This window comes from Mycobacterium kansasii ATCC 12478, assembly GCF_000157895.3.
Classification (GTDB): domain Bacteria; phylum Actinomycetota; class Actinomycetes; order Mycobacteriales; family Mycobacteriaceae; genus Mycobacterium; species Mycobacterium kansasii.
On record NC_022663.1, the window covers coordinates 482,876 to 496,233 of the forward strand.

The 13,358-nt window shown below is 68.5% G+C and carries 6 protein-coding genes; all 6 read right to left on the bottom strand.

Annotation, left to right across the window (positions count from 1 at the left end; translation table 11 throughout):
• Position 1: 1 nt before the first annotated feature.
• The 6 genes from MKAN_RS28590 to MKAN_RS02150 are packed head-to-tail and all read right to left on the bottom strand — an operon-like array spanning position 2 to position 13,355.
• Positions 2-1,783: an alpha/beta fold hydrolase gene (locus tag MKAN_RS28590; protein ID WP_023364677.1), complete on the bottom strand. Its 1,782-nt coding sequence runs from the start codon at positions 1,781-1,783 to the stop codon at positions 2-4.
• A 3-nt stretch (positions 1,784-1,786) separates the two neighbouring features.
• A complete protein-coding gene (locus tag MKAN_RS02130; protein WP_023364678.1) occupies positions 1,787-2,725 on the bottom strand; it encodes a chlorinating enzyme in 939 nt (312 codons plus the stop codon).
• Positions 2,722-7,170: a type I polyketide synthase gene (locus tag MKAN_RS02135; protein WP_023364679.1), complete on the bottom strand. Its 4,449-nt coding sequence runs from the start codon at positions 7,168-7,170 to the stop codon at positions 2,722-2,724. Before MKAN_RS02135 ends, MKAN_RS02130 begins: the two co-directional genes overlap by 4 nt.
• The gene (locus tag MKAN_RS02140) at positions 7,170-11,024 is read right to left on the bottom strand and encodes an SDR family NAD(P)-dependent oxidoreductase (protein WP_023364680.1); all 3,855 of its coding nucleotides are present in this window, start codon (positions 11,022-11,024) and stop codon (positions 7,170-7,172) included. The genes MKAN_RS02135 and MKAN_RS02140 overlap by 1 nt, the downstream gene beginning before the upstream one ends.
• On the bottom strand, positions 11,021-12,304 hold the full coding sequence (locus MKAN_RS02145) for a hypothetical protein (protein WP_133163563.1): 1,284 nt from the start codon (positions 12,302-12,304) through the stop codon (positions 11,021-11,023). The genes MKAN_RS02140 and MKAN_RS02145 overlap by 4 nt, the downstream gene beginning before the upstream one ends.
• Positions 12,297-13,355, bottom strand: a complete 1,059-nt coding sequence (locus MKAN_RS02150; protein ID WP_023364682.1) for a phytanoyl-CoA dioxygenase family protein — start codon at positions 13,353-13,355, stop codon at positions 12,297-12,299. Before MKAN_RS02150 ends, MKAN_RS02145 begins: the two co-directional genes overlap by 8 nt.
• Positions 13,356-13,358 lie beyond the last annotated feature (3 nt).

Here is a 13,358-nt window from a genome sequence, read left to right on the forward strand (position 1 = left end):
CTCACCCGCGCGCCACCTGGTCGGTCATCGCGACAAGAACGCGCCGCTGGCCCCGGTAGGGCGCTCGGCCGTGCAGCGTCGTCACGTTGTCTACCACCAGGACATCACCGTGGCGCCACGAGTGTGCCACCGAAACGGCTTCCAAGACATGGCGAATGGCGTCGAGATGGCGTTCCGGTATGGGCTCGCCGTCGCCGTAGGCCGCATTGTGCGGCAGCCCGTCTTCGCCGAACTCATCGAGCAATGCGTTGCGAATCTCGACCGGAAGGGCCGAATGATGCCACTGCTCGGCCTGGTTGAACCACACCTGCCGGCCTGAGTTCGAATCATGGATGAATGCCGGCCGGCACTCGACGATACGCAGCGCTCCGCCGGGTAGCCACGTCGCGGCTGCGCCCGAATCTCGCAGCAAGCCGGCCACCGTTTCCTGGTCGGCAGTCTCGAAGGTCTGCTGCCATGACTTGCCCGGCCCCGATCCGCTGTGCATGGTGCGTAGGTAACGAATTCCCTTGCGTTGCATGCAATCGACGACTTCCTCCAGCCTCGGGTGAGTAACCAGGGCGCGACCGTCGGCGAGCAGCGTCTCACCGCCCTGGGCCGCGGGCGCTTGGCAGCAGAAGTACAGCCGCGTGGGCCAGTGGTCCGCATACGACATTTCGTTGTGGGGGCTGATCGGTGCTTCGGGCGGATACTCGGTCGAAGTATAGATTCCGTTTCCCAACGCGGTCCGGGGCGAGTTTCCGCCGACATAGGGTGTCGGTTCAATGCCCGTCGACCCTACGATGAGCTGCAGCCCGCGAGCGTCGGCCACGTTCCACCCCCGGGCCAATAGCGCTCCATGATCAGTCAAAAATGTTTCCAGACAGTCGTTTTCGACAAGGACGTGGTGCAGCGCCGCCGGTGTGTCCCTGCCGCGGGGAAAGATGACCGGCAGACACCGGCGGCCTTGTCGGGCGCGCAACCACATATCCTCCCGGCGCCAGGGCCGCCGATGCCCAGCGACTGGACGTGTCGCTATGGAACCGTTGCGGCCGTGGCGCAGAAAGCCGGCCACTTCCGCCGCGTAGCTGTGCGCGGCATCCTGCGGGAGCATGTGTCCGCCGCCGGGCAGCGTCCGAATCACCGCCTGAGGGTGGGTGTCTGGCCAGTGTGCCACCTGTTGAACCGGACACGCCGGGTCCGCCTCGCCGACGAGCACCAGCAACGGCGTCGTATGGTCCAGCGATACGCACACCGCCGACTCGTACACCTCGCAATCCGCCCGGATCGCCTCGGCGAACAGCGCGAAAAGAGCGGCGCTGTCCTTGTCGCCGACCGGAAAGGTGCCCAGCGTGCGGCACCAGTCAAGCCGTTGCGCGTCGGTCATTTTCGACAGCGGTCGGGCCGGGTCCAGGTAGGCCGGCGGCACGACGGCCGACATGACGACCGCACGTGCCGGCCGGCCCTGCTGTTCCAGACGTGCGGCCAGCGCCGACGCAACATAGGCACCGACACTGTGACCGACCAGCACCCCGCCGAGCAGGTGGGCCGGCAGGTGCTCAAGATAGAACTCGACCAGCTCGCCCAGCTCGCGCAGGACGGGCCCACGCGATCGCGGCCGTCCGGGCGGATCGACGGCGGTGACGCGGTAGCCCGGACCGAGCTCCTGGCTAAGCTTGGCAAACGAGTGCGGACTGCCTCCGCCGTGCGGAAAGGCCAGCAGCGAGCGGTGCGGATCCGTGATGTCCGCAGGTCCGTAGCAGAGCAGGCCGAAGCCGGCGGCCTGTCGCTGGTAACCGGCCACCGATCACCCCGCTACCGCGGCCACGGTGTGATGCGGAAAATGCTGGCCTCTGTTGTCGGTGCTACGAATCTTGTTGTGGCCGTAGGTGTCCTGGCCGGCTACCAGTACGGCACCGTAGTGCGTGAGGTCGAAGTACCCGCCGTGGGCTTCGAACGAGGGCCAGCCCGGGTAGACCTTGACTTCCGTGGGCACGTATCGGGACGCGATCGCGAACCGGGTGGACCGTTGGGTCGTATTCGGGTACGAGGCGTGCACGCACCTGGCGGTGAAGATCACGCATTGCCCGGCTTCCATTTCCATGGCCAGCGCTTCCTCCTCGGGCGGCACCCACGCGGGGTCGACGCGGAATTCCTTGAAGTCGTAGCCGAAGAACGATCCGCTGCTCTCCATGGCATCAACGGAGCTGTACTCGCCGGCGCGGCCCATAGTGATCGACTTGCTTTCGTCGTAGTAGAGGGTGCGGTGTGATCCGGGCAGGAATTTCATACAGCCGTTTTCCTTGGTCGCTTCGGTGAAGGTGGTCCACACCGTGATGTCGAGCGGCAGGTCATCGGATTGCGTGCTGTGCTGCAGCATCGCAGTTCCGGTGGCGTATTGGTAATTGCGGACTTGATGCCACTCGGTGCCCGGCGTGCCGGGAAATTTCGGAAAGAACTCAGTGCGCCACGCGAGCAAATCCGGACCGAGAATCTTGCTGACCTTCTCGATGATCGTCGGATGCCCGATATGTGCTGCCAGCTCGGGGATGTCGAAGTGACGATCGTAGTTGACCTCGTTGTCGAACAGGATGTGGCTACGGTCCTGGTTGGCGATGCGGATGCGTCGCAACATCGCTTTCGCCTCATCGGGCGAGTAGAGCGTGAAGGGTCCGATGACCCCGTTCTCCTCGAACGCTCGCAGGTCGGGGTCGTCGATCGTGTGTGCGCTTACGCCACCACTCATCTGAGAGTCCTTTCCGGTTCATCTAGAGCTTCGAGGGATCGTGTGAGTTCCCGCTTCAATTCGGCGCTCAGCTCGGCGATGGAGCCGACCGAGCCGATGGAGCCGACGGAGCCCGAGTGCGGCTGCCGGCCGCCGCCGGGCGCCGTCACGGCGGCCTGGTCCGAGACCAGGTGGGAGGCCAGCTGGGCGGCCAGGGCAGCGCACGTGGGATAGTCGTAGATCAGCGTCGGCGGCAGGTCGATCCCGGTAGCAACCATCAGGTCGCGGCGCAGCCGAAGGCCGGCCAGGGAGTCTAAGCCAAGATCTACCAACGGAGCATCGACGGCCACGACGTCACTGCGCAGCAGTGCCGCAACCGCACGGCAAACGAACCCGGGGATTTCTCCGCCCGCTACGGCGGCCCGCCACCGGTCGGTGCTAGCAGGCGCGTCGTGATCCGGCGGCTCGGCCCAAACCTGCGCGGCCAGCGCTTCGGGCCTCCGCATCACCCCGGAATCGCCTTCTGCCACAACGGGATCTGGCAACGCGTAACAGGTACCCCCGCCCATCGGTACCCGCGCCAGCGCGTCGAGCCATTGGTCGGCCGGCAGTGCCCGCGGCCCCGAGGCCGAATTCAGGCCCCGACTCATGCCCACCTGATCCCACGGCCCCCAGGCAATTGTGGTCACCGTCGAACCGGCGGCCCGGCTGATCGACTCCAGCGCCGCGTTGGCCGCGGCGTAGGCGGCCTGTCCCGGCGAACCCAACAGCGAAGCCAGCGACGACATCACCAACATCGGACAGCCATGCTGGGCAGCCAGCCACGCCAGCAAGGTGGTGCCAAGCACTTTGGGCGCCAGCACCGCCCGCAAGTCGGATTCGGTGACCCGGGAGGCTATCGCGTCGCGAAGGATCCCGGGGGCCGCGATCACCAGCGAAACCGACCCCTGGGGCAGGGACCGGGCCAGTCGCTCCACGTCGGCACGCACAGCCACATCCGCCTGTGCCCATTCGACGACGCAGCCGGGCGGGCCGGCGACGGGTTGGACCGGTGGGTTGCGGGCGACGAGCACCACGCGCCGCGCACCGTTGCGGGCGCACCGCTCGATCATCCGGGCGGCGATGCCGCCGGTGCCGCCCCCGATCACGACGGTGTCCAGCGGTCCGGTGAGTCCGGTCAGTCCCGCCTTGCCGGCGGTGCCGGGCGTGTCGATCAGCATCGGGGCGAGCCGCAGCGTGCTGCGCAGGGCAATCTCCGAGTGATCGTTTCGGAGCATCTCCGCGCTCACCGTCTGCGCATCGACGGTGCCGTCGCAGTCGATCAGCCGCCAGCTGATGCCGGGTGCCTCGGCACGAGCAGACCGGACGAAACCCCAGACCGCTGCTTGATCGGGGCGGTTCAACGCTGATCCCGGCACATCGGCAGCCCCGGCGGTGACGCTCACGACGGGCACCTGACGGCTGGCGCTCGCCACGGCCATCGCGGAGCGCAGCGAGATCCAGTCCCGGGCCGGGTCTGTCGCATCAGCCGGGCCGGCACCACCGACCCCGGTGAGATCGACGATCGCCTCAGCCGACTGCAGCGCGCTCTCCAATAACCGGGTCGCCCGGCCGAGGTCTGCATGTAGCACCTTGTCCCAATCCGGAACCGTCCGGCAGCCCGGCAACCGATTACGCAACGCCTCGACCACCGGCGCCGCAGCTTGCGGTGCCAGCACAACCGGGCGTGTCCAGGCGATGGCCGACGTGCCGGCGTCCAGTGGCGTCCACACCACACTGGCAAGCCGGACCGGGCTTAAGAACGGAGCGCCGCCGGCGGCGCGTAACCGTGGCCAGTATCTGGTTTGCCGAAATGGGTAGGTGGGCAGGGCAATCCGGCGTGCGCGGCGGTGCAGTGCGGTGCCCGACCAGTCAATCGGAATGCCTCGGTCACGCAGCCCGAGCAGAAGGCGCCCGCTGGGCGGTGCCTGGTCGTGACGGTCCAGCCGGACCAGATGCTCTGCCAGCGCCGCGCGGTTGACCGCGACGATCTCCGCAAGAACGCCGGAGGGTGAGAGGTCGACGAAAACGGCACCGGTGGGGATGACCGGGGCCCGCACCGCGTCGCCGAACAACACCGGGTCGCGTACCTGGCGACCCCAATACGCGGGGTCGGCGACCTGGTCACCGGTGTGCGCAGTCACGCTCGAAAGCATCGGGATGTCGGGTGGGCGCGGGTCGGCCATCGCGGCCGCCGCAGCGACATCGGCGATGACCGACGCCATCATCGGGCTGTGGAAGGCGTGCGTGGTACCCAGCGGTGTGAGCCTCACGTCGCGTGAGCGCAGTACCTGGCTAACGGCGGCCAGCTGGCTCTCCGGCCCGGACAACACGACGCTGTGCTCGGAATTGATCACCGCCACTGCGACATCGGCAGCGCCGGCCGCATCGATGGCGGCAGCGGCGCGCCGAGCGTCGGTGACCGCTACCGCCATCGCGCCGCCCGCGCACCGCTGGTCCATCAGGCGGCCACGCACCCCCGCCAACACCACCGCCTCGACCGGACTGAACACACCGGCGATCGCGGCGGCAGCCAGCTCGCCAAGGCTGTGCCCGAGCACCAGGGCGGGCCGCGCTCCCGCCGTGATCAGCGTCTGGGCCAGCGCGATCGCCGCGGCCACCAAGGCCGGTTGCAGGTAGGCGGCCTGTCGTCGCCGCGGGTCGTCGCTGCCGGCGATGATCTCGGCGAGGTCGGCGTCAAGGCGCGGGCGGGCCTGCTGGTGAAGCGCGTCGAACTCGCGTCGGAAATCCTCGTCAACCTCCAGCCACCGCTGTAGCACCGACCAAGCCTCACCCCCTTGCCCCGGGAACAGCAATATCACCGGGCCTGCCGCAGCGGGCGTCAAATACGTTGCTTTGTCGCCGGATTCGGCCGCAATGCGCAGGTTGTCGGCAGCCTCTGCGGTGGTGGCGGCCACTACCGAAAGGTTGGCGCGAAGCGGCGCGCGGCCGGCCAGGCTGGTCAACGAGACGTCGGCGAGGTCGACGTCTTCGGTGCCGCGCAGTCGGTCGGCCAACCGCAGCGCGGAGTCACGCAGGGCCGACCCGTCGTGGGCGGAGACGGCGATCAGGTACCGCCCGCCCGCGCCGGGTTGGCGTGCCGTTGCGACCGGTGCCTGTTCGACCACGAGGTGCGCGTTGGTTCCGCCGGCACCGAATGAGCTGACGGCGGCGCGTCGGCGGTCCCCTTCCGGTCCGGGCCACGGCGCGGCCGCGGTCGGCACATAGAGCCGGCTGCCGGTCAGATCGATCTCGGGGTTGAGCGTGCGAAAGCCCGCTACCGGAGGGATGACGCCGTGCTGCACGGCCAGCACCGCCTTGATCAATCCGGCCACGCCGGCCGCGGTGTCCAGGTGTCCGATGTTGGCCTTGACCGCGCCAATGGCGCAGCCGGTGCCACCGTCGCCGTCTAATACCGCACGCAGGCAACGGATCTCGATGGGATCTCCGAGCCGGGTACCGGTTCCGTGGGTCTCTGCCAGACCGATGGTCTGCGGGCTGCGCCCAGACAGCGCGTGGGCCGCGGCGATCACCTCGCGTTGGCCCCGCATGCCGGGTGCAGCAAAGCTGGACTTGTCCCGGCCGTCATTGTTGATGGCCGATCCGGTGATGACCGCCCGGATGGGGTCGCCGGCGGCGACGGCATCCGCGCACCGCTTGAGCACCACCACCCCGACACCGTTGCCGCCCACCGTGCCGTCAGCGTCGGCGTCAAAAGGCAGGCAGCGACCGCTCGGCGACAGAATCCCGCCGCTGTGGTGCAGGTAGCCGCAGGCAAGCGGCACGTGCACCGCGGCGGCGCCGGCAAGCGCCATATCGCACTCGCCCGACAACAGACTCTGGATCGCCAAGTGGGTCGCGACAAGCGCACTGGAACACGCGGTCTGTACGTTGATCGCCGGTCCGCGCAGGCCCAGCTGAAAAGCGACCCGGGTGGCCAGGTAGTCGCCCCGGTTCGCCACCGATATCAACGGCACGGCGCTGCCCTCGACGAGGTCGGTGTCGGCGAGCACCGCCTCGGTGAGGTACGACGACATTCTGGCCCCCGCGTAAAGGCTCATCCCGGCGGCGGCGAAGCAGCCTACGACCGCCGTCGGCGACTGCGGCGAATACCCGGCGTCTTCCATTGCCGCCCAGGCGCATTCGAGGAACAGCCGGTGCTGCGGATCGGTCAGCGCCGCCTCGCGATCGCTGATGCCGAAAAAACCCGCGTCGAAAGCGTCGGCATCCTCGAGAAACCCGTCGGCGGGCACATACTCCGGCGAGTCCACCAATGCCGCCGGAACACCGTGCCGTAGCAGCTCGGCGCGCGAGTGCCGGCGGATGGCGCAAACGCCACCAACCACGTTGTGCCAGAACGCTTCTGGGTCGGCAGCACCGGGAAACCGGCAGCTGAGCCCGATCACGGCGACGTCGAACTCGCTCATCAGCTCGTCCTGGATGCCTCGCGTAGCGAGGCACGCCGGCGCAGGTTTGCACGCGGATCATCGGCCGGTGGCGGGTTCTGGTCCGCACGGCTGACCTCGCAGGCGCTGCGGTCCTCGATCACCCGGGCCAGTTCCCGCAGCGTCGGGTACTCGAACACCGCCACCGCGGGCAACGCCACACCCAGTAGTTGCAGCACCCGTTCCTGCAGCCGCGGCACCAGCAATGAATGACCGCCCAACTCGAAAAAGTCGTCCGCGGCCGACACGTCGGGCAACTTGAGCAGTTCGGCCCAGATCCCGGCGAGCACTGCCATGGCCGAGCCCTGATCGCCCGCCGCGGCCGGTGCCGGCGGCCCGGCCGGTTGCTGTCCCACCACGTGCGCCGGGACGGGAACCCCGAACGCGTCGGTGACCGCTGCCGTGACATCCGTTGCGGGCCCGGCCATCCGGACCTCGATCCGTTCCAGCGGCCGCAAGCCTCCGGCCAGGTGCGCCAGGCGCCGATTACCGGTGTCCAGCCCCACCGCGTACCAGCCCGGCCGGGAACGCAGGACGGCGTCGAGTGCGTCGATCCCCACGGCCGGGTCGATGGTGGCCAGCCCCATCTCGGCCGCCAGGTCACCGCCGGCGACGTCTAGGCTCATCCCGGGACCGGCCCACCGGCTCCATGCGATCGACCAGGCGCGTCTGCCCCGGTCCCGGTGCCGGGCGGCCAGCACGTCCTGGAACCGGTTGGCGGCCGCGTAAGCGGCCAGTTCCGGCGCGCCGACCAGGCTGTGCACCGACGTGAAATAGACCTCGATCGCGTGGGCACGCTCGGCCAGGAGCCGCTCGACGGCGATGGCGCCACGACCCTTGGCGTAGAGCATGTCGTCGATGTCGGCCGCCGACAGCTGCACCGCCGACCGTGGCACCAGCTCGCCGGCCAGCGCGAACATTCCGTCGATGGGCCCGCCGTGCTGCTGCTCGAATACCTCGACGGCAGCACGCAGGGCCATGGCGTCGGCGACATCGACCGCGAGATAGGTCACGTCTCCCATCTCGCGCAGCGCGAGCAGGTTGCGCCCGCGCGGCCCGGCGGGCTGGGTGCAGTCCAGCTCCGATGTCCCCACGACCAGCAGGTGCGCGCCGAATTGGCGGAGCAGGTATTCGCAGACGTGTCGTCCGACACCGCCCAGGCCACCGATGACGAGGTACCGCCCTGCTCGCTGAAGTGCAGACTCCCCGGCCGCCCGGATCGGCGCTGCCGCAGTGGTCAGGATCCGCCGCACCGGCAGCCCAAGGTCCACCTCGGCCGGTTCCTCCCGGGACAACTCGTCGGCTACCGCTTCGGGTGAAACCGCTGAGCCGATGAACCGGACCTTCAGCCGGGGCAGGTCGCGCCCGGCGCTGTGCGCAAACGCCGCCAGCGACTGGCCGTATTCGCAGCCCGTCGGGGCTACCACCGACAGTCGCGACCCGCCGGTTTGCTCCATGACGCGCAGCAGGGCTGCCAGGTCGGCGCATCGCCCGGCAACCTCGTCGGGTGTCGGCGGCCCCACCGGCAGCACATGAACCACATGCTCGGGGCCGCCGTCGAGCAGCGACCGGATACGTCTGCGTTCCTGGGCATCTGTGAGCTCAAAAGCGCTGGTGCTCAACGCATGTCCTCGACTTCGCAACGCTTGGGCCAGCGCGGCGGTGAATTCCTCGCGGTCGCTCAGCAACAACACCGGCAGGGCCGGCCCCGGGGTCGCTGATTCGAGGGTGGGTGTGCACAGCACCTCGACCACCGCAGGGCGGATATCTGCGCCCGGGGCGCAACCGAGCAGCCGCTCACGAATCAGTGCCCGCTTCGGTTTGCCGATCGACGTCTTGGCCACGTCGTTTCGGGTGACGGAATGGATCGGTGTGGGGCTGACGTGGAACTCCCGCAGCACCGCACGACGCACGCGTTCGGCCACCTCCGCGACGGGGTGCCCGGGCAGCGGCACGAAAACGACCGCGATCTGTTCGGTTGCGGCGCCGCCGGCACGGACACCGAATGCGACGCTCCATGACGGGTCGACCCCACACACCTTGTCGACGACGGCCTCGACCTCGCTCGCGGTGATGTTGCGGCCACCGACGATGATGACGTCTTTGTCCCTGCCGATGATGGTCAGGCCCGCAGGCCCGATCACCGCGCGATCTCCGGTGTGCAACCACCCGTCGGGATCCAGCGCCGCCGCGGTGGCCGCGTCGTCGTCGAGGTAGCCGGCGGCGATCATCGGCCCCCGCACCTGTAGCTGCCCCGGCTGTCCGTGGTGCTGCACCGCTCCAGTGTCGTCGACCACCCGTACCGTGCAGCCCGGAACCGGTTGTCCCACCGGCACATGCGTGCTCGTCCGATCGACCAACCCAGGGGCGAAAGCTGCCGAATAGACCACCCCTGAACACGTTTCCGACATTCCCCAGGCCGGGTGCATCGCTGCGGCCGGCAGGCCGTAGGGGGCCAGCGCGCTCAGGAAGTTCAAGCATTGATCGGCGATGATGGGTTCGCCGCCGTTGAGAATGAATGTCAGACAAGACAAGTCCCATGCTGGCCGCTGGTTGGTCGGCAACGCTTGCAGCCGCGCCGTCACCAGCTGATAGGCGAAATTGGGTGCCCAGGTGACCGTGATCCGGTACCGGTCAACCAGTTCCAGCCAGGTCAACGGCTCACGCAAGACTTTATCGGTGGGCACCTGGACTTGGCGGCACCGCAACCAGACGTCGCGGATGTGGAACATGACCAGCCCGCCGACGTGGTCGAGGGGGAACCAGTTCAGGGAGATTTCGTCGGAGCGAAATCCGTTGTGGGCGCACGCCGATGCGGCGTTGGACAGGACCGCGCGGTGCGTCTGACCGACAAGTTTCGGCTTGCCGGTGCTGCCGCTGGTGGGCAATCCGAGAACCAGGTCGTCGGGCGATCGGCTCACCAGCGAGCCGGGCCGGGCCGCGCGCAACTGATCAATGTCGGCAAATCCTGGCGTGTTTCGCGCCGTGGTCAGATCGGTCACCACCACAGCCGCCGCGGCCGACGACATGACGGCCTGCAGTGCCTGTATTGCGGATTGCGGCTCAACGGTGTCCGGCAGCGGCGATGGGACAACGATCAGCCCGGCCAGCACCGCGCCCCAGAAGCCGGGCACAAACCCGGTGGGTTCACCGCATGCCAGCACAATGCGGTCCCCGGGTCGCAGCCCGCGTTCTTGCAGGCCGCCGCACACCCGCTGGGCCTCGTCGAGAAGCTCGTCATAACCGGCCACGGTGGGTCGCCCGTCGCGGCTGAGCAGGCGGAGTGCGTCCCGATACGGGCATTCGGCGGCAGCCGAAACGAGCAGTGCACCCAGCGTCGCCGGGCCGCCACCGCGGGCCTGCCCGCCGCTGAGGACGGCAGCCGGCGCCAGTGGGTCGCGGACCGGTTCCCGGGCCGACGGTTGTGCCGTGCTGATCGCGCCGGCATACCCGTCCGCGCTCGCCGGTGCGAAGGCCACGGTCATCTCGGCAGCCGCGCCGCAGGCGGACTGCATGGCCGCTTCGGTTCGCGCGAGCGTCATTTCGTCGAGCACCGGTAGCATCGCCAGGCTCCCGATGTCCGCCGCACCGCTGGCGGTGCGGGGCACGCTCGAGACCAGCACCACGTCGACCGGCGCCTGAGGCGCGCCGGCGGTGATCGTGTCCCGGACCCCGCGGCTGGTCACCGGTTGGGCCGGCACCACATAGGCGACCAGGCGTTGCTCACCCGCCTCGGTGCAGCGCTCAATGACCGTGTAGTCCAACGTGTCTGGTGAGGCAGCGAGTATCCGTGCGATATCGGACCGCAGGTCCGATCCCAGGCTGCCGATGCTCACTTAGCCTCCTTCAGTTCGAAGTTCGTGGCGATAGGCGCCAGCCGAACGTGGTCGTCACCGTTTGGGCTTTCGGCCATGCTGGTGGCGGTGGCGATGTTCGGGTAGTCGTCGGCGCCCAGCAGCCGGACCAGCCCGCCCGCGTACCGTCCGCGCACAACAAAGGCGCTCCAGATCGGGTCGACCGCGGGCTCGCTATCCCACGCGCCCGGCGGATACTGCGGTGGCAGATACTCCTGAACCACCCAATCCCCGGTGTCGCAGGCATTTTCGACGATGTCGCGCCACGCCGCGGCCGGGGTGCAGCAACCCAGATAAACCTGCTTGCCGCCGTCGGACGTGGCCTGCTTGAGCACCATCCCGCGCTGCCGCGAGACGGCCAGGCCGGGAAGATCCACCCACTGCCCACGCCAGCGGGTGGGGCCCGGCCGGATGGTTCGTGTCCATGCGACGGTGTCGCACACCAGCCGGCGCTCCGCGGGCGTCAACAGCGGTAGTGCCTCATCGGCTTGCCGACTCAGTTCGGCGAGCACCCTGCGGTCGTTGACCACCGCGGCGAGCGGGCCGCTATGCAACGAGACGAGGCCCCGCTTGGCCGCGGCGACGCACCGCATCCGGGGGGCTCCGTCGAGCACGTCACCCTCCAGCAGGGCGTGCACGCGCTCCCCCGCACAGGAAATGCCACTCGGGCCATGGTCGAGGTCTGCGTAACCGGCAAAGTACAACCCGCCGGGTGTGACGCGGGCCCGAGCCGCCGCCGCGCGCCACACCGGAAGGCAGGCGCGGCGGACGGATTCGGTGAACTCCGCCGAGCCCGGCGCCCGGACCACCGCCAGGCCAACGGATTCCCCCGCTGTCGCCACACCCGACTCCCGGGCGCAGGCGTGCACCATATCGCACACGGCGGCCAGCGGGTCGGCAATCGTCGGTGACCAGCCGTGCTGCCGGGCCCAACCCAGGTGGATCAGCCAGCCGCCCGCGTGGGCCGCGTTGACGTCGATGCAGCGAAACCGGCCGTCGGAGTAGATGAGATCGGGTCTGGACAGGCATCCGTCCAGCCCGTCGGGAGGCTCGAGCACAAAGGTCAGCCAGTCCTCGTCGGCGCCGCCGAAGACCTCTTCGAGCATGCCCGCGTTCGCGAGCCGGGACGGCAAAGCCAACGACAGTGCGACGAGCCGTCGCGCGGTAGCGGCCAGTTCGACGAGCACTGCCGGCGGGATACTGGCCGCCGATTCTGCAAATCGATACGGGGACAGCGCCGTCGCGGTGTCCTCGTCAGCCAACACTGGCACCTGCGGCGATGATCGGGAACTGGCGCGTTGGGTCGTTGGTCGGCAATCGCACGATGTTGCCGTCGGCTTCCCTGGTGATCGCCACGGCGCCTTCGGGAACAAACTGCGCCACCAGCGCGCGCCGGATATCCCCGGTGGAGTTGGGTCCGGTCTGATGTGGCGTGGTGCCGCTCATGCACACAATCGTTCCGGCTTTCGTCGTCAATGACTGTGCGGTGGCCGGTGTCTCGTCGTAGCAGACATATCCGAGCGGCGTACGCCGGTGCGCGATGGTGCCGAGGGTGTGCACGCCGGGCACCATCTGAAGGCCACCGTTGGACTCGTCGCTGTCGCTGAGTGCCACCCAACACGTCAGGTACTGCTGCGGCTCGACGAAGGTGTACCCGTTGTCCTGATGCCAGGGGAACGGCAGGGGCGAGAACGGCTTCTTGTACACCGCCTGATCCCAATACAACCGCACGTCCGGGCCGATGATGTCGAAGACTATGTCGCAGAACAGCTTTGATGTATAAAAGCGTCGCGTGAACGGTGAATTGCGAACGATGTGGGTGGTAAAGGTGATCTCGTCGGCGCGGGCGATGAAGGCGCGTCCCTCCTGCATTCCTCGCAACCGTTGCTCGCCGATGCGTTCCAGCCGGTCTACCTCCGCGATCAGCGTCTCGACGACATCCGGCGGCACAACGTCGGGCAGCACGCAGTAGCCGTCGTCGTTGTAGTGGCGACGCTGGGCTTCGTCGAGCAGCCGCGACGGTCCTTCGATTGGCCGCCAGCTGAACTCGGTGTTCCATTCGTGCAACGGCAGGCTGGCCGCTTCCGGCGGCCGCGGGTCGTCCGCGCGGAAATTGTTGGCGCAGAACGTGCGCCATGCCGCGGTGGAGTCGCTGAAGATCTCTGGGCTGTACCGGGTAGGTCCGGCTCGCACAATAAAGTCGTCGTGGACGAACAGCACTTTGGCCTGCACGGGGCTCGCGTCGAGCTGGCGGGCCAGCGCGGGGAACGCGCGCAGCACTGTGGCCGGGACTGCGGTGGCTGACGTGCTCATAAC

Excerpts from the sequence above, each read along its gene's own strand:
- MKAN_RS02130 (WP_023364678.1), bottom strand. The coding sequence starts at position 2,725 with ATGAGTGGTGGCGTAAGCGCACACACGATCGACGACCCCGACCTGCGA.
- MKAN_RS02150 (WP_023364682.1), bottom strand. The coding sequence starts at position 13,355 with ATGAGCACGTCAGCCACCGCAGTCCCGGCCACAGTGCTGCGCGCGTTC.
- MKAN_RS02135 (WP_023364679.1), bottom strand. The coding sequence starts at position 7,170 with ATGAGCGAGTTCGACGTCGCCGTGATCGGGCTCAGCTGCCGGTTTCCC.